The sequence below is a fragment of the Ectobacillus soli genome, assembly GCF_042610425.1.
In the GTDB taxonomy this organism is placed as follows: domain Bacteria; phylum Bacillota; class Bacilli; order Bacillales; family Bacillaceae_G; genus Ectobacillus.
On record NZ_JBGJZM010000002.1, the window covers coordinates 498182 to 522180 of the forward strand.

Here is a 23999-nt window from a genome sequence, read left to right on the forward strand (position 1 = left end):
TGTCAACTCAATCATCCCTTACTATTTTTTATCAACCAAAATGAACCCATCATATTTTGGCTGAGATTTGATATAGTCTTCAAACTCTTTTGATTCATAAGCTGCTTTTACATCTTTTGCCCATTGGGTATTTTCGTCCTTCTTATTAACTGATACAATAATTCGATGTTGTTTTGGTGTATTTTCAATTTTCAATGCATCCGTAATTTTCTTTCCTGCATTTGCAATATAGTTTCCGTTTACTACACCATAGTCTACATCTTGAAGAGAAACTAAAATTTGAGCTGGATCCAGAACTTTGAATGAGATTTTATACTTCCCTGGTTCTACACTGTTTAAGCTGAACGTTGTTGTTCCTGCATCCGCTTTTACTTTCACCCAACCAAGTTCTTCTAAAATTCGGACTGCACGTTCTTGGTTTACTGGATCATTTGGAACCGCCACTGTTGTACCATCTTGCACTTCACTAAGAGACTTATGCTTTGTAGAATAAAGACCTTGTGGGGCACTTGGAACAAATGTGATTCCAGTCATATTCATATCTAATTGCTTATTAATGCCTTCCATATAAGCAGTACTTTGAAACACACTAGCGTCAATAGAGCCTTCCTTCATAGCTGGATTCACCTGCATATTTTGAGAAAATGTCTTAACATTCACTTTGTAACCTTGCTTCTCTAGAATTGGCAATATACCTTTACGGAACTGCTCTTCATATGTTCCAACTCCAAAACCTACTGTGAGGGTTTTCTTTTCCTCTGTACCTTTATCTTTTCCGCATGCTGTTAGTACTAATACAAGTCCAATTAATATAATAAGGAATAACTTCTTCATCACTTCGTCTCCTTTTTAAATACAGAATTGTGAAATTGTTGCAGGGCTTCGTCTGTTACATTGAGAACTATAAGATCATATGGTCTAGAAAATTCGTGAAACATTGCTTCATTTAAACATAATCTATCAAATCAGATAAACCCTATGTAAAAGGTATATCGTCAAATAAAAAGACTAGAATAACTGTATACGTTTAATTGCATGGAAAGTTAATTCATTCTAAATTTTACAATTTTTCAGAATATTAGTTTGTGTAAAAATTCTTGTTCCTTTTTTTTCAAGTTAGTCTTTTTTACACAGAAACCGACGCTATACTACACCGTAAAAAGATGTTCTTTACTCCCGCATAAGTTCGTCAATCATTTCCTCTCTGTATATTAAAACCAAGTTATATAATTGGATTAATAGGATAATAGCACGTCTAAAATGAATCGTCAATCAAAAAATTCACGTAATATATTATATTAGAATTATATTTAATTTTCATTCAATTTATAAATAAGGGTATATTAAACAAAAATGTCATTCCCTATTTTTCTAAATATTTCTATGGTAAAAAAAGTATAATGAAATTAAAAATTGGTTAAAAATTTTAAACTGTAATTGATAATTCACCTTTTTTATACAAAGTGTCGAGCATAGCTTAAAATGACTTCAAGTAGGTTATATCGATTTATTCTATATTCATTTTCCAGAGGAATTCACCCCAAAAGATGAAGCATTTGGCACATGAATGGACTAAAAGATGAAGAGAAAATACGATCCATAAATCGATAAATTCGTGAAATTGCTAATGCAAAAAAACGTTGAGGTGTCTCAATATCGTGCTTGCTTAGTATGTAACACAGGATTCCGTTACTGTATTCATTTCTGACGCTAAACAACCAGAACAGGTGAAAAAAACTTACAAAATTTAGATATACGCCTAACTGTCAATGAAATAGAAATACTCGATAATATTTTTTTAATATAGTAAAAATATTAAATTATCTTTTTTTCTCTGCAATTGTTAAAAAAGAAGAAAGGACTCAAAGGGGGTTAAACCAATCCATTTTGAGTCCTACATGATTTTATTATGTATGTTCTGTATTATTCATCTATATCTGAACCCACTCGCTTAATCTGATTTTATGCACGGGTATGAAAACAAAAAAAACCAGAATCTTTGTCCTGGTCTCATCTTATCTGTTTAGCTGGTCGGCCGACTAAATCACGTAAAAATATATGCAAAGAAAATGTGCAAGACTTCCGAGTAATACAAATATATGAAAAATTTCATGAAATCCAATATAGGAGGATTTCATCCACCATTTAGGTTTAACTGCATAAATAACGCCGCCAATAATGTAAAACACCCCGCCTAGTAGCAATAAAAAGATACCACTTGCACTCATCTTCTCTCCAAGAGGGCCAATAAAAAACGCAATAATACATCCCATAGCTATATAAATAACTGTCGATAGCCATCTTGGACAATTAAACCAAAACATCTTAAAAAGGATTCCGCTAATCGCAATCGCAGACATGATCCAAAACAGGAGAGTTCCTATTCCGTCACGTAAGGTTATTAAACAAAAAGGGGCATAGGTTCCAGCAATAAGGACAAATATCATAGAATGATCTAACCTTCTAAAAAAGTAAATAACACGATCCTTTGCAATAACCGAATGGTATGTCGTAGAAGCAGCATATAGCAGCAACATTCCCACACCAAACAATATAACTGAAACAATAGCAGAAGGTGATGGCATCATAAACGAAGCCTTCACAATCATGACAACAAGAGCAACAATCGAAAAAATGACACCAGCTAAATGTGTTAATGCATTAACGGGTTCTCTGACATAAGCATTCACAATAACAGCTCCTCACATATCATCATGTAGTTTTAATAACTACATAAAATTATATAGGTATTAGTTTTCGTAGTCAACATTTACAAACAAAACGTTTTGTAATACCATTAAAATGATTGCTAGTATAATTAAACTTGGTTATGTGTACTTAACAAAAACACCAGATAGAAATGAGGATATACATGGAACTTAAAAATACAATGGACTCCTTACATGTAGATGAAATTATCAAACTAGAACATATTCCGAATGTTGATTTATATGTAGATCAAGTTGTGCAGCTATTTGAAAATAGCTATAAGCAGACAACTCGGAATGAAGAGGAAAAAGTACTTACAAAAACAATGATTAACAATTATGCAAAGGGAAAATTATTTTTTCCTATAAAAAATAAAAAATACTCGAAGGAACATATCATTCTCATTAGCTTCATTCACCAATTAAAGGGAGCCCTTTCCATTAATGATATTAAAAGCTTACTCGACGAACTAAATCAAAAACAAATGAGTGATGAGGATTTTGACCTAGATGCTCTCTATAATAGTTACCTAACGCTCACAGAAAAAAACGTAGCAAGCTTTAAACATGATATACAAAACAAACTAGAGGAAGTAAAAGAAGAAGCGGTAGCATGTAAAGATGAAAAGCTAGACCAATTTTTATTAATAAGCTCCTTCGTCACGATAAGTAATTTGTATCGACGGTTAGCAGAAAAACTCGTAGATGAAATGAATGATGCTACGAAAACAAAGTAGCATTATTCATTAAACTTTACAAGCTTGACTCAGACTTACTCTTTTTTCTTAAGGCTCTGTTATAGTTTGATGTTGATATTATAAAAAAACTGTACTTCCAATATTTATGGAAGTACAGTTTCTGGTGCTGAAGAATTTTATTTGAGAATAAGTATTTATTACACCACTGGTTTACTAACGTTATCTATTTTGATTTTATTGGTCCGCATAGCTTTGGACCATAAAAATGCGGAATGCACAACAAGAACAGAGATGAGTACATAATTATAAATTGAAGAGCCATCAATTTGTGCCGTTATAATAAAAAAGTTGTTCAAACCGTGAAAAATAATAGCGATAATAATTGATTGATTGTTCACTATTAACAAGGAAAGAACCATCCCTATAAAGAAAGCATAGGTGATTTGCAATAATGTGTTCTCAATAGATTGTCCACCAAGAAGTTGTAAGGAATGAGTTAGAGCAAAAAGGAAACTTGATGTGAGAACTGCAACCTTGAACCCCTTTGAAATCAGAATATCAATCATAAATCCTCGGAAAACCATCTCCTCAATGAAAGCAACAATGAGAATTTGCGTTCCTAATACCAGTAATAACTCGGTTACAGATGTGACGCGTACTCCTCCATTACCAATTAATAATATCGCTAATACTATCAACATCGGAGACCAGAGTAGGATGTTATTCTTATCTAAACGAAGACTATCCTTAGAAATGAAGTTCCGCCATTTTTTCGTTTTTGTAAGGTAAAAGTAAATTCCTATCGCCAATGGTAAAAGACCAATATATTGCATAAATGTGTTTGAAGGATTTTTGATTGTTGCATAAGCTCCGTTTACAGTAAAAAAGAAGATAATTAATAACTCTAACCCTAAGATTTTCAGTAATAACTTAAAAATATTTCCCATTTCCTCACCCTTTCGTCTTGATATTGTATTTCATAACCATCTCATTTAAAATTCTACTACTTTCACCATGTAGCACAATACATGTGTTATTTTTTTCATGCCAAACAAAGAAAAATCGTACCATTATATCCGAAAAGGTACGATTTTTCTTTGTTTGATTTAAGATGTAAGAAGGGATCTATTATCTTAATACGAGATAGCTCGTTCGTCTTGCGTGGACCAATTGCTATAAAAATCATTCTTACTCATGGAAGCATTCTTTTCACCTGTCCAAGGATCATTATAATATATGTTATTGGCATCAAATCCCGTTAAGGTAATCGCATGTACCGAAAATCCGTGCATCGTCATCCAAGCTACAACAGGATGATTTTTCATTAGCTGACTCTCTACATCTTGACCCGTTAAATTAACAGCGCTACCTGCATATTTTCTCACCAGATTCATTAAGGCTGGCGGATAAATGGTCCATCCATTCCCATAAGGATCTCCTACATACCCTTGATTTGGATCATCTGAGCGAGGCATTTCATTCGCAAGCTGCACCTTGTCAACATTTGCACCTGCATATTGCAGCATCATCGTTACGGCTGTAATTTCACAGCCCGCAACTAGGTCACGCTGCGGATTATTAAAATCACGCTGTGTGATAATCGGTACATTAAGCAATGGATACAATGCCCCCATGCTGATTGCTCTACTATCCATCCAACCTGCCTGACCGTTATAATCAAATTGATACCATGTTACTCCGTTTAAGTTAATCACTGTGGTTAAATGAAGATTTTTATACATAAAGTTGGCAGCTGAACCAACATAATGAGCATTTTGCAGCCCATACGGCACGGTCCATACCGCATTATTACTGGCATTGCTTACATGTCCTATATTATCGATGATTTGAACATTCGTAGCATTTGAAATGGCACGTGAATCGATCCAACCAATCGTTTGATTATCGATCATAAAATAATACCAATGCACACCGTCTTTATCCAAGCTTCGAATAATATGAATGGGATGATTGACATAATCACTTGCACCACCAACATAGTTTGCACCATTTTCCCCGTAAGGTGCTGTCCATATGGCATTACCATTTGTATCTCCAAGTAGTGCCAATCTATTTTCATTAGTAACATTTGTTACATTTGAATACACACTTGCATCAATCCAGCCAATCACTTGATCTCCGAGCTTGATTTTATTCCATAAGGTCGTTCCTTTGGTGATACTTCTTATAACGGTTATCGGTTGATAGCTAAACTCATCTGTAAGGCCAAGAAAAGTAGCACCGTATTCCCCATAAGGCACACTCCAAATGCCATCACCTTTTGTAGATGCTCCTATTACTGCCGTATGATTCTCTTCTTTTACATTTCCAATATCAGACAAAGACGAGCCACTATCAATCCAGCCTAACAGACGCCCATCCTTTTGAATTTGATACCATAAAACATTACCTCGTTGCAAAGTCTTCACAACCTGTACATTTTCAAAGGCGTAGTCATTCGTACTACCAACATACCTAGCCGCACTAATACCATAAGGTGTTGACCATATCCCATTATTATATGTACTTCCAATAGTTACTGAAAAACTTACAGCCTTAGCATCACCGGTATGATCTAACGCCCCGCTATCTAGCCAGCCCATTACCCTGCCACCTAGCGAAAACTGATACCATTGTACAGAACCATTTAGGGCACTCTTTGTAAGAACAAGATCTCCGTATGCATATGCATCGGTTGTATCTACATACTCTGCACCATCTACACCATACGGCAGAGACCAAATGCCATTTGTACCTGTAACACCCATAACAGCATTTTGATTTATATCTTTTATATCGGTCAAACTACTTAATACACGGCCATCTAACCATCCTATAACCGTACCATTTACAGAAAATTGATACCATTGTACTCCGTTTAATGACATTTTCTGAAATAGTTTGATATCTTTTCCCACATAATCATTCGTGGAACCGATGTACGATGCACCATCTAAGCCATAGGGAATAGACCAAATTCCATCACCTGCCGTTCTTCTTACCAGTTGATTTTCATCAATAGAATCTATAGTAGGAATAGAATCAACTGCTCGGCTATCAATCCATCCTACAGGCTTACCATTCACTTGTATGTAGTACCATTTAACATTCCCACTTGTAATAAGAGAAGTTATATGAACAATTGTCCCTTTATATAAACTTACATCACCTAAGTATGTTGCAGCTGCCTCGCCATATGGTCGTGTCCAGATACCATGACCTGTTTTCGTACCGATTAGAGCATCGATACTAACGGCTTGCTCTTGTGCGGCTTGTGTAGTTTGTATAGTTGGAGCTGTTTGCACTGCTGCAGTATCAGTAGAAGTTGGATTATTACTATTTAACTTCACAACACTCTTCGATTCTTCTAACATACTATTATTAGTAATACTAGAGGAAATGGTAATTATACCACTAGCAGGCTTTGTTGCTAGCTTTAGAGAAAAATGACCATCCGATCCAATTACACTCTTATCTATAATCTGATTATTATCACCAAATAGCGTTACATTTGCATTCACTAATCCTGTTCCCGTAATAGTATCACTCGTTACAGGATCTACTTTCGGGTGTATGTCCTTCACAGAAGCATTTACATGTTCATTTGCAGCTGAATCCGAATGAACCGAAACAAGTTGTAAGGATCCCCCGGCAACTTGTTTGGGAATCGAGATTTTAAACGTACCATCCGGCCCAACCATACCTTCCCCGATTTTTATTCCATTAGCATTACTTACTTGTATTTGTAACCCAGCTGTATTATGTCCTACCAATACAGTTGTTTCATTCGTTACCATCCCATCTAAGGTAAGCGGAACCTTAACACCTTGTACGTTTGTACTCTGAACATTCTGGGTTGTTAAATCTATAACAGGCTGACTATCAGCCAGCGCCGGTGATGATAATACTACCATTGCACCCGTAACACCTAGTACCGATGCCACTGCTTTTCCACACCACTTTGAATTGATCCTCCTAGTATTCAAACGCTCATTCCCCTTGTAGAATTTTTACTTGCATCCTCTTATTCTATCAATATTTCTCTATATTTGTAATTATATTCCATAATGCATACATATAAAAGAAGAAAGTTCTTTCATAAGATCACTGATCACTGTCGAGAAGATATGTAAAAAATTGAATATTATTACCAATTATAATATATTTACTACAATTTTTCCTAAATAAATTCCAATTTTTATATAAAATTAATTCTACCTTAGTAAATTTTCAGAATTTAATTTACTTTTTTTAAGATTGGCTATTGTTATATAGTATAAAAGTATTCTATAATCTGTTATATAACAAATTTTCTAATAATTGTTAGGGGGCTATTTAATGAAGGAGATCTTAAAGGTAGTCGATGTAGAAACAATTGATACAAATGCAAATCTTAAAAATTATGATGAAACTGTAAAAGAAATGGATTGGAAACAGATTGAACAGCAGTTTACTTGGTCAAAAACAGGAAATGTTAACATGGTATATGAAGCGATTGATCGTCATGTCGATGAAGGAAAAGGAGATAAAAAAGCATTTATCTATTGTGACAGTCATCGTAATGAAGAATATACATTTTCTGATTTACGAACATTATCCTGCCAATTTGCCAATGGACTTCGCTCAAATGGAGTTGAAAAAGGCGATCGGGTCTTTATTTTCATGCCACGTAGTCCCGAATTATATATTGCAATGTTAGGTATCTTAAGAATTGGGGCCATTGCAGGGCCAATGTTCGAAGCATTTATGGAAGAAGCAATTAAAGATAGATTACTAGATAGCGGAGCAAAGGCAGTTGTTACCACACCTGAACTTTTAAGGAGAATTCCCGTTCAGGATTTACCAGATTTACAACATGTCATTTTGGTTGGAGCCGATGAAACAACAGCAGATTATCAACTTTTATACCAAGATCTATTAAAAAGTTCCGATGAATATGTAATCGAATGGGTTGACCGTGAGGATGGCATGTTGCTGATCTATACTTCCGGTTCTACAGGAAAACCTAAAGGCGTGTTGCAAGTTCATGATGCTATGATTCATCAGTATGTAGCGGGTAAATGGGTATATGATTTGAAAGAAGACGATGTATATTGGTGTACAGCAGACCCTGGTTGGGTTACTGGTACATCAGCCGGAATGTGGTCTCCTTGGTTAAATGGGGTAACAAATGTACTACGTGGCGGACGATTTGACGCGGATGAATGGTTTGCTACGATAGAGAAATATAAAGTAACGGTATGGTTTAGTGCACCGACCGCTTTCCGTTTACTTATGAGAAATGGAAATGAACTTCCTAGCAAATATGATTTATCCAGCCTTCGTCACATTTTATCAGCTGGTGAACCATTAAATCCGGAAGTAATCCGTTGGGGACTTGAAACATTACATTTACGTATTCATGATAATTGGTGGATGACAGAAACAGGATCTTCGATTTGTGCGAATTTCCGTTGTAATCCAATACGTCCAGGATCAATGGGAAAACCGTTACCGGGAATTGAGGTTAGTGTTATTGATAATAACGGAAATGAGCTTCCACCTAACCATATGGGGAATCTTGCTATTAAACCAAAATGGCCTGCGATGGTTCGAACAATTTGGAACAATCCGGCACGTTATGAACAATACTTCTTACATGGATGGTTTGTAACAGGCGACTCCGCTTATAAGGATGAGGACGGATACTTTTGGTTCGAGGGACGGGTAGATGATGTTATTAACACGTCCGGAGAACGCGTTGGCCCGTTTGAAGTAGAAAGCAAGCTTGTTGAGCATCCTGCCATTGTAGAGGCCGGTGTTATCGGTGTACCTGACCCTGTGCGTGGTGAAGTAATCAAAGCCTTCATTACTTTACATGATGGCTATACGGAAAGCCCAGAATTATTAGAAGATATCCGGAATTTCGTAAAAACAAAGCTTGCTGCTCACGCAGCACCTCGTATCTTTGAAGTACGTAAGACGATCCCAAAGACACGATCAGGAAAAATCATGCGCCGCGTTCTAAAAGCATGGGAGCTTGGACTTCCAACAGGTGATTTATCTACTATGGAAGATTGATTCTCCTATTTTAAAAGGTCAAGGGCCCGAGACTAGAAAATGGGGACTTAAAGAATTCTATATTTGTTTAACTTTTATAAAAACTTGCAGACCCACGTAATGGAGAACGACGTTTGGCACTGTTTTCCATTACGTGGATTGCTAGCGTTCATCGATAATTGGATTAGGTAAGTGTTCCATTATTTGTTGGCTTTCTGCTATACAGATTGCTCTGACTGTATCCCCTTTACCGGTTCCGTTATTTCTTCAAGTTTACGAGCTTGGTAACCCTTGGCGCCAATGAATAGTGAAACAAGTAGACCCAATAAGCAGGCAATCAATCCTACCATAAATCCATTGTGCAGAGCTGATTCCATTGCATTACGTATAAATTCCAAGACTACAGGAGGAAGTTTGTCTTTCGCCTGCATCAATACTTCTGGCTTTGCCATTTGAGCTACTTGATCTTGGGGTAGATGAGAGACCTTAATAAATTCTGTCATTTTGTCCTTCAGATTACTATTAACAATCGTTGCTGTAATGGCTGCCCCCATAACCCCTCCAATACTGCGCCAGAAGCCAACAACAGAAGAGGCAATCCCTATATATTTCGAATCTACAGATTGGGCCATTGCATTTTGGGATACACTCATAAGCGGTCCGAGCACGAACAAGCCAAGAACGACCATAACGACCGTCACGATAAAATTATTCGTGTTATGAGTGATTGTGCTTAACATGTAAGCTGCAACTACTCCCATTCCCATCGAGAAAGCCATTATGGTTCTGAATGAAACCTTAGTAGACACAAACCCTCCTAAAATAGCTCCAATCATAATAGGGAACATAAGAGGTGTTAGTACACTGTTAGAGTTCGCATTCCCCATTACTGCTACAGACAGAATTGGGAGATACGTGATTGCGGAGAACATAATTGCCCCTTGGCAAAACACGACGAAACTTGTTCCTGATACAATTTTGTTCTTAAAAATGCCTAGTGGAAGAACAGGTTCCTTCGCTTTTGACTCAACAAATAAGAAGGACGCAATGCATATCCCTGAGAACAAAAACAAGCCTATAATTTCAGTCGAACTCCAGGGGTAATCCTTTCCACCCCACTCAAGAGCAAGTAGCAAGGAAACGGTAGAAAGAATCAAAAGAAGCGTACCAAGATAATCAACCTTAGGTTTCGTTTCAGAACGAGACTCTTTCAATGAGAACATCAGGACAAGGAATGATAAAATTCCAAATGGAAGATTGACATAGAAACACCATCTCCAGCCGAGCCAAGCGGTTTCCGAAATCCACGTTCCAATTTGAGGCCCTAAGACCGAGGAAATCCCGAAAATACCCGCAAATACCCCAGACATCTTTGCGGCTTGTTTAGGGTCTGTGGAAACAGCATAAATGATTGTAAATGAAATCGGGAATAGTGCTCCAGATCCTACCCCTTGAATCACTCGGTACACAATCAACTGATCAATCGTCTGTGCCGTTCCGCAGAGGGACGAACCGAGCAAAAACAAGCCGACCCCTATCAAATAAAACAGCTTGCGTCCGAACAAGTCGCTCATTTTACCAAAAATCAGCATTGTGCTAGTAGTTGCAAGCATGTATGCTGTAAATACCCAGCTCATCTTGTCAAATCCGCCGATATCTTTAATAACCTGGTTAATGCTAGCAGATACGATGGTGTTATCTAGGGAAGACATAAACAAACCTAAAGCCATCGCCACGATGACTAAAGTCATCTTACTGTTTTCGTTAGCGGTCACACAAAACAACTCCTCAATATTTGGATTTAGTCATCAGTAAAACGAGAAGTGCTACTAGCTAATAAAACAGTACTTTGAAAGATAGCTATTTGTCAATAATTTACTTCTTATTACTTTCTTTGTAATAGAAAATCCATTATCGTGTATTTTACACTGCATTGCTAACGACTTTTCTGAATTCCTGCTTTCGTATAATTCCTGCAATTGTTAAGCTTTTCTCTCTTCTTGTCTAGCTATAAACTTGATTCGTTTTGCTGCATTCCCTTTCATCAGTAAACTTTTAACATCGATCTCAGCCGTTATTACGCCTAATAAAACCATGCTGGCGCCTATGTATCCCTTCACACTGAATAGTTCACCCGCAAATGCAAATGCAAATAATGCTGCAAAAACAGGTTCTAATGAAAAAATCAGACCTATATGAGTTGGTGTCGTATACTTTTGTGCAGTGGTTTGCACGATAAACCCAACTGCACAGCCTGCACAACGTAAACCTATAATGAATCATAGTAGATGAACAAATTCAATTTGATAGCTTCATTAAAAACGCCGATTCTTCCCGTATTAAGGAAAAATCGGCGTTTGGATTGTAATTGTATATTCTTCCATTTTGTTTATTATCTCTTCAAATCTTGCTGTTTGTTCTTTCTTATCAAACGGTAAATGATATAGATTAAAATCAAAATAATGATTGAAAGACCAATAATAAAATACCATGTATAGTCTTTTTTGATGTCAACAGCTGCTTTATTAAGATCCTTCGCGTCTTTAGCGGGAATCACAAACTCTTTCTCCCAATTCCAGTTCTGTTTACCTGTATCGGCATATAATTTTAACGTATATTTTCCTGGACTTAGCTCCTTGTTTTTCCAGTCAATAGCAAAATCCATATTAGAGTTTGGTGCCATTTTATAGTCTTTTACATTAACTTGATTTACCTCTTTACCATTCGAGTTAAAAACGTTTGCCTTTAAAGTGAGATGATCGACAATAACCGGTGCGCTATTTTGTATATTTGCAATAATGGCAGTATGATAATTAACCAAACCTGGTTTTACTGATTTCAATTGAAGATTTGGGTTTACATCTATATTCGTTTCAATCAATTTCAAGCCTATTACGTATGCAAACTTATTAGAAATTTGTCCTTTTGTCGCTTGCTCGGCACCTGCATGCTTCTCAAAATAAATCCCACCAAGAATAATACCGTCAAATTCCGCTTCTGGCATTTCAAGTTGAATCGGTACAATTTGAGATTTTTTTGCAGGTACTCTAACCGTCATTTTTTCAATAGAAGCAACTTTTGTAATGGGAATCTTTAGACTTTCGTCGACATTTGTTTCGATATTCGTATAATCAATTAATCCATTTCTATTCGTATTTGGATTTGTAATATGGATATCAATATCAATATCCTCATTTCCTTTATTATAAATTTCAACTTGAATCACTTGTTTTTGCTTAGGCTTCATTAATAAATCAAAATAGGTCTGATTCTTATCAACCTGATTTTCAGGTATAATTGCTCGAACTGAATAACCAACATCCTCTGCATTCACTACTGCCATTGGTATGTCCAAAATAACGAATATGATGATTGCCAAAATATACGTCATATTTTTAAATAGTTTCATCGCATTGTACCTCACAATCGTGCTAATTTATCACAGAGGACAGAAAAGCCCTAACAGATAGAGTGTTCATTCCTACATGAATAAGTCTCAAATAATAGGATAGACCTTATTATTCGAGACTTATTTACGCAAATTTTCCTCATGGGGTGTCTAATAGTGTCCATGTCAATGTTGAAGTATATGCTTCGGGTACCATAATACCCCCTGGAACATGTAAGGTAACGCTATCATTCGTAACGGGGGTGCCTTGAGTTGGTAGCCAACTTGTGTTCCATGTACCACGGCCCTCGCCTGTTTGTGCCGAAACAACCGTAACAGTTCCAGTGACCCCATCTGTTGTTAATACAAAAGGGGCTGTTGTTGGTTTAATATAATTGAGGCTTGAAGTAGAGTCTCCATTACTGAAATTTATGGTTGCCCCGTTCAATGTACTGGCAGAGGGTGTACTAGTAAATGGACTAGCACTTACTGTTACATGCCATCCAGTGGCATTGTTAATGCTACGCTCGTCAGTTACTTGAACCCCGGGGGTAAGATTTGTAGATTCGTAAATTTTATCAGTTAAAGATGAATCCTGTGCGCCGAAACCTAAATCTGAAACAGAGTCAAGGCTTAGTGCACCGACAGGATCTGCATTAAATTGGACTGTCGCTGCAGATGTTGTTGCTGCTAAAGCTCCTTGTGTGTAGATGGGTAAGAATAGAATTGGTATTGCTGCTATAAATATCGATCTTGATAATTTCATAAAAACTCCCTCCTCTTTTTATGAAAAAGCAATCATTATTTCTTAGTGTTATGGTGCATTTTCTAAAGTCCAATTAATAGTGGTAGAATACGCACCATCTGTCCGAGCATCGAAAAGACCCGCAGAAGACATTTTAATTAATATTCCTTCATTTTCTCCCCACTGGACTGTTGTGTCTTGTCCTACTCCAGTAGTTCCTTCATAAATAAGTACCTGATCTTTTAAATAATTAACATTGTTACTGATTACATACACAAGAGCATTGGGGTCAAGTGTATACCCATTATTTGACGTCAAAGGTTGCGTTTCTTTCGCTTTTATGACCCATTTAGACCCTTGTCCTCGTGTATCTCGAACAACAATCGACCAATTGGATATTTCCCTCAAAATTGTAACTTCCTGCGGTTTTATTGTTGTATTTTGAAATCGTATTTCACTTGGAACCGTAAATTCAAGAATTACTCCAATTACAGTTATTGAAGCTTTTCCACTTTCAATTCCTGCTACAGTCTGTGTTGCCGTAATCGTTGTCCCCGCATCTTGTGCTGGAATTGTAATACTGTAGGATCCTCCTGCATCTACTAGCCCTTGATAGTTCCCACCCGGAGTGATTATATTTACTGTTGCTCCTGCTTCCCCTGTCCCTGATACCACTGTATCAACGTCACTCACGGTATTAATTGTTGGAGGTGGTGGTAATACATCCGTTCCCATTGTATAGAGAGAACCTTCACTTGCTAATACAGTTAAATCAATAAGTGCATCCTTCGCTGCTAATCCATAAAACTCCAGTTTTCCATCAGGACTTGGTGGTAATTTAGCAACGTCTAAAGCGCTTAGCTTAATCGTCAGCGTAACAGTAACTGTTGCGCCAAGGGAAAGATTGAGCCCAGCATTTCGTACACCGGTTACAGTTCCATCGACAGCATTTAGTGTCAATAAACTGCCATCAATAGTATCGTTAGTTGAACCTAAAAGCCATGTCTCTTCAAAATCAATCCATGCATTTTGTTTAAAACGAGGATCATCCAAAATAAATCTCAATTCTTGCGGCAGTTGATAAACAAATCTTTCCGTGTTAAGTACGCCTAAATTTAGTAGTGGGCTTCCGGTGATTACCAAAGAAAGATTTCCAGTACTAGAATTATAGGAACCATTCAAAGTTTGGTTTTCTAAAATTCCAACATTAGCAACCGCCAAAGCTCGTTGATATCCCATAATTGGAAATATTGTCCCATCTAATTTCGGGGTATTTAATACCATTGCAGGCGTGAGAACAATGATAATTACAAACGCAATCATAAGTAAGAGTTGTATCGCTTTTTTTATAAAGTAAAGTGTATGCAACTACACCCCTCCTTTATAAAGCAGATTAGATTATTAAGTACTAACAATCTACATATTAACTTTACACCTTTTTAATATTTTTGTAATATTACGACTGAAACTGTCATAATATTTTTAATATTATTTTAGAGATTCATTCATATTTTCGACAATATTTGCAGAATTTTGACTTCTTACTATATTTCTTTTTCTACTTAAAGACTCTGGTACTTATTCTAAAAGGAAATAACCCTAGCTTCTCGAAAGAAGGTAGGGCATACTTGTACTGCATTTTACATATAATTCCTATTTTTTATACAGAGGTGGCTTTCCTCTCAAAAAGAAAGGCCTAGACGGAAAATTCCACTTCATAGGGCTTTTTAATCTAAGAATATTCGTTCATCAAATGCCGAGTATCATAGTCTTCTGTTACTTTTGGATTGTAACTACCTTTAGCCGGCATGAGAGAAGGATGGTTAATGATTAATAGCCATTCGTCCGAGGGGGCTATCCTCGTCAATGATGTCTTGTATATCAAATACCGAGATTGGAAACATTGGGAAACCAAAGACATATGGAGTAATTTCATATAGTTGAAAATAGATAACAAGCACTTTGTCTGCAATGTAAAATTCTTGATTGGTCCGAATGGCTGTGAAACTATTGAGAAGCTGGATATCACGTTGTTTGATTTGCGTATGAATTGAGAGTGAAAGTCTTTTGACATAATCACTTCCAAGCTTAAACAAGTCTTTCAGTTCACAAACCTTACCCTTTTTTAGGTCAAATGTTAAAGACTTTATATACGTCATACCATGGGCAGCATGGTGGTGATACGTATAATTGGAGAGTAATAGGCTTACTACCTGGCGTTGGTCGTTTTTGATTTCATATAACCCTATCATTTCCTCCACTGTTTCCTTCATATTCCCAATTTGTTGATTGATGAGTTGCTGGGTTTGGCAGGCAATCGTCTGATTCATTGATTTTTCCAATTCCTGATTCTGCATACCAATTACTTGGGGATAAAAGACTGTTTTATTCGGTCCGTTGCTGATTTTAACCGTCTTAATACTTACGGAGAATGAATTAGACATACTTAACCATCCTTTAATATTTTATACTCATTGTATTCTTGAAAGAGGTAGGTGTATGCCAAGGGCAAAAGCGTGGAGTAATCCATAGGAAGGACCAATAAGCTATTTAAACGAAAACGGTGGCCTCCATTTTATGAAGGCTGCCAGTTCTTTAGGCTCGCAGCTTTGCGTCACCATCTTTCAATGGTTTTACCTTTTTCATTTGGCATAAAATTCACTCATACTTACATGTATTTTTGAAGAATAGGGGCAGGAACATTATTTTTTTTCATTACGTACCATGCACCGTCAGTAATTTGTCGGTCATTTCTCGTATCTAAAAAATGGATGCAAGAACACTCCCCCGCACCCTAAAAATCTATTTATATTAATTAGAGAAAATTTTCCTACTTATTAAATTGATGAATAAGCTGGATAGCAACTGGACCAAGGATAACAATAAAGAGACTCGGAAAGATAAAAAACACTAAAGGGAACAAGATTTTGATAGGAGCCTTCATGGCAGTTTCTTCTGCTTTTTGACGTCTGCGGTCCCTGACATCCACAGTAAGAATGCGAAGCACCTGCACCATTCCGACACCTAGCTTCTCCGCTCGCAATACACTATTGATAAAGGAGGAAACTTCCTCTACATCCAAACGATCTCGTACGCCCATTAATGCTTCTTTGCGGGTTAGGCCCAGCCGCAATTCCTCAAGGCAGCGACGGAATTCCTTGGCGAGTACACCATCTTGTTTTCCGATTACTTTACTTAGCGCAGAATCAAAACCTAAGCCTGCTTCAAGACTTACCGATAATAAATCAACGAAATCCGGTAATTCCTTCGACGCACGTTTTTTACGCTCTACCATTTTCATTTTTATGTAATAGCGCGGTAAAACAATACCAATCACTGATCCTATGAATGGAAAAATAATTAATGACGTACCTTGAAAGCCTAGTAATAATCCATAAAAAAGGAGTACAAGAGGCATTCCAATCAGAAAAGCCAACTGAACCATTCGATAATCGGCTGATTTCATGTGAAAAGGATTACCTGCTTGAACTAATTGCTTATCCAGCTTTTCTGCTTGTTTGCTTGGCAATCGTTTGGACAAACTTTTTTTTGCTTCCATCCAGAGAGGCAAGAAAACACGGTGTCGAAAGGATTCCTTATTCCTTTTCTCTTCGAGATCTGCATGATTTGTTTCATTCTCACCTAGTAAATGCTCCATTCGATGCTTTACTTGATTCTTTTTGTCCATTGGAATGAACAGCACTCCAAATACAAAGAAGAAAATGGCGAAAAAAAAGGCTGTATATAGCATATTACTACACCTCTATTTTAATAATCTTTTGAATCAGCAAAAATCCTAATATACCCGATCCAAGTGCAGCAGACAATAGCACGATGCCAATCTTATCTGTAAAAAATAGTCCGATATAAGAAGGCTGGATCATATATAATAATGTACCTAAGGCAAATGGAAGGATTCCAATCACAACCCCCGACATCCTACCTTGAGCAGTGAGTGTCTTAATTTGAGCTTGGATTTTTTGTCTTTCTCGAATCGTATCAACTATAATGCTCAAAACGGTTGCCAAATTCCCGCCAACCTGTCTTTGTATCAAAATTGCCTGGATCATTATATCCAGATCCTTGCTGGGCACTCTTTCATATAAATGATGAAGAGTATCTTCCATACCAATTCCATATTGCATTTCTTTAAGTACGATTTCCATTTCTTTATTCATCGGATAAGAAGATTCCTCTGCTACAGATTTTAATGCTTGATTAAAACTATAACCTGCTCGCATCGAACTAATAATCGTTGTAATCATATCCTGCAGCTGATCATTAAATTTACGAATCCGTTTGTTTCTTTTAAAACTCAATAATAACTTTGGATACAAGAACCCTGCAGTAAACCCAATCGCTACAACCAATAGCTGGCCCGTGATTAAATAAAGAATTCCGCCGAAAATGATTCCAAAAAGCCAACGAAATACTACATATTCCCCTGACGACCAACTAGCCCCGGCACTTTCGAGCAGCTGCTCTACTTTTACATTGGTTTTCCTTTTATTCATTAGCTTTTTCATTCGATTGTTGTACATTTTTATCATGTTCTTTATGCTAATGATTTTCTGCTTTTTCCCTTGCTTCACGTCTAGTTTTTCTGGTTGAGGATCCTCGATTAAATAAAAATGCAAACGTTTTTCCAATTGTTTGTTTTTTTGTGCAAATAGCTGAAGTAAGAAGAAAAAATGGAAGAAAACAAGCAATGAAAATAATAGAAAATAGTATATATTTATGGTAAACACGCAAATCATCCCTCCTCTTTTTCAAAGAAAACAGATGAAGGTATATGGATTCCGGCATTTTCTAACCGATCATAAAAAGCAGGGCGCACTCCTGTTGGTACAAGCTTCCCAATGATTTTCCCATCTTCATCCAGACCCCTCTGCTCGAAAACAAAAATGTCCTGGAGAACAATAATATCGCCCTCCATTCCCTGCACCTCGGTGATATTCGTTATTTTACGGGAACCGTCCTTTAACCGAGATTGTTGAACAATCAGATCAAGTGCCCCAGCGATTTGTTCGCGAATCGCTCGAATGGGCAGGTCCACTCCTGCCATCAACACCATTGTTTCTAATCGGGAGATCATATCACGTGGACTATTAGAGTGACCGGTAGCCAAAGAACCATCATGACCCGTGTTCATTGCCTGAAGCATATCCAATGCTTCTGCTCCCCGAACCTCCCCAATAACAATACGCTCTGGTCTCATCCGTAATGAGTTACGAACTAAATCGCGTATAGTAATGGCACCTTTGCCTTCAATATTAGGAGGTCTTGTTTCAAGTGAAACGACATGTTCTTGGCTAAGCTGTAATTCCGCTGCATCCTCTATTGTTATGATCCGCTCGTCATTTGGAATAAAGGAGGATAATACATTTAATGTTGTTGTTTTTCCGGAGCCGGTACCTCCGCTTACAAATATGTTTAACCTTGCTTTGACACATGCCTCGATAAATGCTGACATTTCTTCTGTTAGTGTGCCAAAATGAATTAAATTCGATATTGTAAACGGATCTTTAGCAAATTTCCGAATGGTTACAGTCGGACCATTTAGTGCTAGAGGGGGCACTATAGCATTTACCCGTGAACCATCTGGCAAGCGCGCATCAACCATCGGGCTGCTCTCATCAATCCGTCTGCCTAACGGGGCAACAATTTTTTCAATCATATTCATGACATGCTCGTTGTCTCTAAATGTGATTTCCGTTATTTCTAGCTTTCCTTTTCGTTCTGCGTATACTTGGGTTGGACCATTTACCATGATTTCACTCACATCAGGATCTGCTAACAAAGGATTAATTGGGCCAAAGCCCGTAATATCATTTACTAACTCATTAATGACCAGCCGGCGGTCAACACTCCCTTGCAATGCTTCATCATCCTGAATAATTTCGATTGCCATTCCATCAAGTTTAGAATTGATTTCCTCCTTGCTATCATACTCGAACCCTTCTAAAATCCTTTTCTGTAATTCTTCTTTTAGCTTTTGGTTCTTTTCATTTATTGGGGCACTGCTAGTAGGCATACTACTATTCAACTTCGTTTTTAACGTTTTTTCCGTTGCCTTTTCTTTTTGCTCTTTTTCTAGTTTTACGTTTATTCCTTGTCTTTCGGATATAGGCTGCTTTTCCTGCTTCGATTGATTTGTATCACTAATACAGCCACTTTTATTCTTATCTGATCGCTTACTTAGGGAAGTTCCCTCATCGACTGCATGTTTCTTTTGTGGAAAAGACTCCATTCCATCCTGCTTTTCCTCTATTCTTTCGTGCGGCGTACTGCTGCTTTGCTCTCCTACCGCTGAAGAACCATTAGTTTTTGCTTTCATTTTTTCTAATAGTCCCATTCCTACTCTCTCCTTTTTTGCCTATTTGCTGATAGCATCTTTTCCAGTATTGTCTTTTTTTTTGGCATTGCCATTGGCTCATTCGAATCTAGATGCTCAGCAACTTTAAATATTGCTTTGGAAAGATCACAGCTTGGTTGATTAATAACAAAAGGAATTCCAAGATTTAACGATTTTGAAGCTACCTGAAAATTATTTGGAATAAAGTAGAGATGTTCAATTTGTAAAATTTGCGGTACTTGGTCTGCTTGAATGACACTTTCCATTGTAGATCGATTTAAAACGACTTTAACCTTTTCATGCATTTCCAAAGTTTGAAGGATTTGCAGCATTCGTTTCGTGTTTTTAATAGAAATTAGTTCCAGTGTCGTTAAGAGAAGGATTACATCTGCTTTTTCGATTAACGTGAGCGTTTGGTCATTTATTCCGACCCCAGTATCGACAATAAGATAGTGATAATCCTCTAGAATGAATTGCGATACTTTGTCGATAATTTCCGGCGTAATTAAATCAGCCAATTCCGGTCTTTTCGGGGCTGACAAAACACGGACACCACTTGTATGTTTGTACATATAATTATTTAAACTGAACGAATCTAATATCTCCATCCTTTCAGCAACATCACTGATAGAAAAGGAAGATTCAAGATCCATGGCTACATTTACATCTCCGAATTGGAAGTCACCGTCCATTAATGCAATCTGCAACTTTTTTTTGTATAAAGCAATCGCGAGATTAACAGCTAAAGTTGTTTTACCCACTCCGCCTTTTGCACTGCAAATGACAACCATTTTTCCTTTCCGGCTTTGTTTCTGTATACCCGGAGCTACCATTTACGACCCCTCCACTTTTGTTTCAGCAGTTTTCATCTTGCTATGTAAAACATAATTAAGAACCCCTTTTCTTGCAGCTTTAATCAAATTTACTGCGTCCTTCTGCTGAACCTCAACTGTTATTGAATCATACTCGACGGATGCATCTGTTGTTTTCATTTGTTTTCCAACTGCCAAAACCCTTACATTTTCCTGTAAAACCATTGTATCAGCACGCTTTGTAGTATCTCCATCCAAGGAAGGTCCTGTATAAACAATATCAATCGTATCTTCAGGCTTAATCATATTTGCAACTGTTTCTATTTTCCCTCCTGGAATGGTTACTGCCCGATCATCGCTTTTAAGCTTCCCTGCTATTGTAGTGGCTGCCTCTAATGATTGAAGATGGTGTTTTAAAATCACTTCATCTGTTGCAATATCGTCTGCTGAATATTGTCCAATGATACCTGAGGCGTCCTGAACTGCATCGGCATTAACACTCTTTGCAGGGATATTTATTTTCTTCAGCATTTTGGCTGTAATTTGCTGATCCTTTTTAATAGGTACAGCTGCTGCGACAACAGATTTCATCTGGCCGGACTGCTGTGATAATTGATTCGTATATTGATAAAAAAGAAGTGTTGCCAACCCAGCCATGACGATTGAAATCAAAAATATTGTCTTTTTTTTCATCTAACATTCTCCTATTCCACTAGCCGGGCCATATATGCTCCTCTGTTTAGACTTCCAGCTTCATATGTTCCGATATCGACGCGTTCAATAAATTCTCCATTAATAGATGTATCCTTGGAGCTCATTGGATCTAGTAAATAAAAAAAGGCAAACCCGGTTACGGTGATACTATCTATTACTTGACCATTTGAACTATTTGTTTTATAGACAATAACAGGAACGATTCGATCACAATTTCGAACCGTAATATCCCCACTGGGATTCGGGCATTTATTGATACGATAATTGACGCTATCCTGTGTTTCACCTGCGATATTTCCTGTTTGCGTAGGCACAACATCACCGACTGAAACAATCTTGTCATAGCCGTATTTTAATGTATCTCCATAAGTACGCGCACCAGGACCTGCCAGTGCTAAAATTCCAAAATTCCCGGTCGACGAATCTCCTGCACCAACTTTAAGTGAAACGGTTTGACCATATGTAATTGCTGTGGATTCGTCAATACCCAGAGGGATAACACCAAGTAATCTACCAATTGGATCAAGCTTTGCCGTGGCACTTTCTTGCACCGTCATGCTATTAAAGCCTAAAATTTTAGCAAATAGTAAAGGTACTGCTTTTTTTAATGAAACCCGAACTTGCTGGTCCATTGTAATTTGGAGATTTTGTAAGCTAGATTGTTCTTGATAAGACGATAGAATGGTACCTACGACATCTTGTACTCGTGCAGGATCCCCATTAGGCAGCTCTTGGGCACCGGACAATGCAGCGGTCGTTGCTATTTTTTTCAAGTCACTCTTTTCCTTGTAAACCATACCAATATCGACAACAAGTCCAACCATGCCAAAGATCAATACCATCGAAAATGCAAAAAGGACGATTATATTTCCTTTTTCACTTCGCAATAAAGAAATGGTTCCTTTTTTTATTGTTGCTAAGTCCCTTTGATCCATCTTCTTTTCCTCCTTATTTTTAATCTACACGTATTGTGGATTGTGTCTGAAGGTTGTAAGGAGATAGAAATTGGTCAAATACCGGCGTGATGTCAGCCATCGGATAAGATAAAGTAACTGTCGTATAGCTCCCGGATATACGTGAAGCTTGATCAGGAGTAATAGTAATTCTAATATTGGCCGGATGACGTACTGTCGATTGATTTTGTACATATTGAATGATGTCGGCATCCGTTTTGCCGAGGCCTGCCAGGCGGGAGGCTTCTTGTGCAGTCATGTTTAAGCTCAAATAAGTAAAGAGCACAAAGCCAAGATTAATCATACCAACCAGCATTAGTAAAAAGATGGGAACAATAAGTGCAAATTCCACAAGTGACTGCCCATGCTCCTGCTTGGCAAGCTTTACAAATTTTTTACCATAACACCACTCTCCCTTCGAGGAAAAAGGCGAAAATGGCACCTGCTGCAATGGCCACCCCGTAAGGATATGTGACTTGTCTATTAAACAGGTACGACATTTGTTGCTTGTTTTTTATCCCGTACAGAAAGAGCGTAACTTTTTTTAACATCCCTTTTCCAACTGCAATGATGATTAGCGCAATGAGTCCTCCGATGACTCCCATATAAATCCCGGTATAAATTACAAATACCCATCCTTTAAAAGCCCCTACTAATGCAAGAAGTTTTACATCTCCTGCTCCTATCCCGCCCAGAAAAAAAGGAACGATCAATAATCCTAACCCTGTAAAAAACCCAATAAGGGAAACGTACAATCCTTCTACACCGTTAAAAATGAGGTGAGTAAAAATAGCGACTAGCAGGACAGGGTAAATAACCCTATTGTATATTTTTCTGCTTTTAAGATCTGTATACACCGATATCACAAGCGTCATGATTAATAGTAGATTAAGGAACATATACATATCTCCTATGTTAAAAAATGGACTTTTTTAAAATAGCTCTGCAACAACATGTCGCAGAGCTTTTATCATATCTATCTAATTCGGTACTATTTTTCAATTAAAGAAACATTCATTAAGGATTTACTTGACTATTTACATTTTCAAACAATTTAGTAATTTTTGGACCAAATACGAGTAATACTGTTACTACTCCCGCTGCAATCAAGCCTAAAATTAATCCATACTCGGTCATACCTTGTCCTTCTTCTTCTAAAAATAACTCTTTTAACTTTTTCATCATGTTTACTTCCCCCTTACTTTTATTTTAGTAGTTTTACGATTTGTCCTCTTTGAATGCTGTTTAACCGGATGCTACCACTCTCTAATTCAATAACTGAAGTAGCCGTTGAAAACTTTTTTCCTATTTTTCCAGGCTGCAGATGTTCTTCCATTCCAACAATTCTCCAATCTTTGTCGATATACAGGACATCAATTGGAAATTTCATAAAAAACGTATGGATTGCATTACAAGGATAAAGATAAAGACCGGAACCCGAGGATAATTCCTGCCTAAACATCAAACCTTTTAACCTTTTAAAAAAGGTATTCGCAGATTCGATCGATTCGGCAATGTTTTGAGCATTCTCTAGGTTGACCAATCGCAAACTACCACCACCTCCTTAAAATAAAAACAACCCCGCCA

At 37.2% G+C, this 23999-nt stretch carries 21 protein-coding genes, 1 pseudogene and 1 riboswitch; of the genes and pseudogenes, 2 read left to right on the top strand and 20 right to left on the bottom strand.

Going from position 1 to position 23999, the window contains the following annotated elements; all coding sequences use genetic code 11:
* Positions 1–21: 21 nt before the first annotated feature.
* A complete protein-coding gene (locus ACAN53_RS14235) occupies positions 22–834 on the bottom strand; it encodes a MetQ/NlpA family ABC transporter substrate-binding protein (RefSeq protein WP_379970781.1) in 813 nt (270 codons plus the stop codon).
* A gap of 1205 nt (positions 835–2039) precedes the next feature.
* Entirely contained in the window at positions 2040–2690 is a 651-nt protein-coding gene (gene trhA, locus ACAN53_RS14240; RefSeq protein WP_379970782.1) for a PAQR family membrane homeostasis protein TrhA, read from the bottom strand.
* A gap of 182 nt (positions 2691–2872) precedes the next feature.
* Here trhA and ACAN53_RS14245 point away from each other — a divergent pair, with 182 nt between their 5' ends.
* The gene (locus ACAN53_RS14245; RefSeq protein ID WP_379970783.1) at positions 2873–3445 is read left to right on the top strand and encodes a DUF1836 domain-containing protein; all 573 of its coding nucleotides are present in this window, start codon (positions 2873–2875) and stop codon (positions 3443–3445) included.
* Between the two features lie 158 nt (positions 3446–3603).
* Here the strand turns inward: ACAN53_RS14245 and ACAN53_RS14250 are convergent, their stop codons facing one another.
* Both ACAN53_RS14250 and ACAN53_RS14255 read right to left on the bottom strand, forming a co-directional pair.
* Positions 3604–4353: a CPBP family intramembrane glutamic endopeptidase gene (locus ACAN53_RS14250; protein WP_379970784.1), complete on the bottom strand. Its 750-nt coding sequence runs from the start codon at positions 4351–4353 to the stop codon at positions 3604–3606.
* A gap of 186 nt (positions 4354–4539) precedes the next feature.
* On the bottom strand, positions 4540–7392 hold the full coding sequence (locus ACAN53_RS14255) for a GW domain-containing glycosaminoglycan-binding protein (RefSeq protein WP_379970785.1): 2853 nt from the start codon (positions 7390–7392) through the stop codon (positions 4540–4542).
* A gap of 352 nt (positions 7393–7744) precedes the next feature.
* Here ACAN53_RS14255 and acsA point away from each other — a divergent pair, with 352 nt between their 5' ends.
* The gene (gene acsA / locus ACAN53_RS14260) at positions 7745–9466 is read left to right on the top strand and encodes an acetate--CoA ligase (protein ID WP_379970786.1); all 1722 of its coding nucleotides are present in this window, start codon (positions 7745–7747) and stop codon (positions 9464–9466) included.
* Positions 9467–9663: 197 nt separating this feature from the next.
* Here acsA and ACAN53_RS14265 read toward each other — a convergent pair whose 3' ends face one another.
* The 16 genes and pseudogenes from ACAN53_RS14265 to ACAN53_RS14340 form a co-directional block, all read right to left on the bottom strand.
* Positions 9664–11220: an MFS transporter gene (locus tag ACAN53_RS14265; RefSeq protein ID WP_379970787.1), complete on the bottom strand. Its 1557-nt coding sequence runs from the start codon at positions 11218–11220 to the stop codon at positions 9664–9666.
* A 207-nt stretch (positions 11221–11427) separates the two neighbouring features.
* Positions 11428–11694, bottom strand: a pseudogene (locus tag ACAN53_RS14270) (EamA family transporter); the annotation flags it as partial.
* Between the two features lie 143 nt (positions 11695–11837).
* Positions 11838–12854 (bottom strand): DUF916 and DUF3324 domain-containing protein, encoded by a 1017-nt coding sequence (locus tag ACAN53_RS14275; RefSeq protein ID WP_379970789.1) that lies wholly within the window; start codon positions 12852–12854, stop codon positions 11838–11840.
* A gap of 139 nt (positions 12855–12993) precedes the next feature.
* On the bottom strand, positions 12994–13599 hold the full coding sequence (locus ACAN53_RS14280; RefSeq protein WP_379970790.1) for a WxL domain-containing protein: 606 nt from the start codon (positions 13597–13599) through the stop codon (positions 12994–12996).
* 48 nt (positions 13600–13647) lie between these two features.
* Entirely contained in the window at positions 13648–14946 is a 1299-nt protein-coding gene (locus ACAN53_RS14285) for an Ig-like domain-containing protein (protein ID WP_379970791.1), read from the bottom strand.
* 455 nt (positions 14947–15401) lie between these two features.
* A complete protein-coding gene (locus ACAN53_RS14290; RefSeq protein WP_379970792.1) occupies positions 15402–16022 on the bottom strand; it encodes a DUF3298 and DUF4163 domain-containing protein in 621 nt (206 codons plus the stop codon).
* Positions 16023–16154: 132 nt separating this feature from the next.
* Positions 16155–16226: riboswitch (cyclic di-GMP riboswitch) on the bottom strand.
* Between the two features lie 182 nt (positions 16227–16408).
* The gene (locus ACAN53_RS14295; protein WP_379970794.1) at positions 16409–17329 is read right to left on the bottom strand and encodes a type II secretion system F family protein; all 921 of its coding nucleotides are present in this window, start codon (positions 17327–17329) and stop codon (positions 16409–16411) included.
* Positions 17330–17333: 4 nt separating this feature from the next.
* Positions 17334–18326 carry a type II secretion system F family protein gene (locus tag ACAN53_RS14300; RefSeq protein WP_379970795.1) on the bottom strand — a complete coding sequence of 331 codons (993 nt, stop codon included), beginning with the start codon at positions 18324–18326 and terminating at the stop codon, positions 17334–17336.
* Positions 18327–18331: 5 nt separating this feature from the next.
* Complete coding sequence (locus ACAN53_RS14305) at positions 18332–19612, bottom strand: CpaF family protein (protein ID WP_379970880.1); 1281 nt, start codon at positions 19610–19612, stop codon at positions 18332–18334.
* 323 nt (positions 19613–19935) lie between these two features.
* A complete protein-coding gene (locus tag ACAN53_RS14310; RefSeq protein WP_379970796.1) occupies positions 19936–20766 on the bottom strand; it encodes an AAA family ATPase in 831 nt (276 codons plus the stop codon).
* Positions 20767–21438 (bottom strand): Flp pilus assembly protein CpaB, encoded by a 672-nt coding sequence (gene cpaB, locus ACAN53_RS14315; protein ID WP_379970798.1) that lies wholly within the window; start codon positions 21436–21438, stop codon positions 20767–20769. It abuts the gene before it with no gap.
* An 11-nt stretch (positions 21439–21449) separates the two neighbouring features.
* Entirely contained in the window at positions 21450–22394 is a 945-nt protein-coding gene (locus tag ACAN53_RS14320; protein WP_379970799.1) for a pilus assembly protein TadG-related protein, read from the bottom strand.
* Positions 22395–22413: 19 nt separating this feature from the next.
* Complete coding sequence (locus tag ACAN53_RS14325; RefSeq protein WP_379970881.1) at positions 22414–22854, bottom strand: TadE/TadG family type IV pilus assembly protein; 441 nt, start codon at positions 22852–22854, stop codon at positions 22414–22416.
* Positions 22808–23311, bottom strand: a complete 504-nt coding sequence (locus tag ACAN53_RS14330) for an A24 family peptidase (RefSeq protein WP_379970800.1) — start codon at positions 23309–23311, stop codon at positions 22808–22810. Before ACAN53_RS14330 ends, ACAN53_RS14325 begins: the two co-directional genes overlap by 47 nt.
* Before the next feature lie 118 nt (positions 23312–23429).
* Positions 23430–23597 carry a Flp family type IVb pilin gene (locus ACAN53_RS14335; RefSeq protein ID WP_379970802.1) on the bottom strand — a complete coding sequence of 56 codons (168 nt, stop codon included), beginning with the start codon at positions 23595–23597 and terminating at the stop codon, positions 23430–23432.
* Between the two features lie 19 nt (positions 23598–23616).
* Complete coding sequence (locus ACAN53_RS14340; RefSeq protein ID WP_379970804.1) at positions 23617–23961, bottom strand: DUF192 domain-containing protein; 345 nt, start codon at positions 23959–23961, stop codon at positions 23617–23619.
* Between the last annotated feature and the right edge of the window lie 38 nt (positions 23962–23999).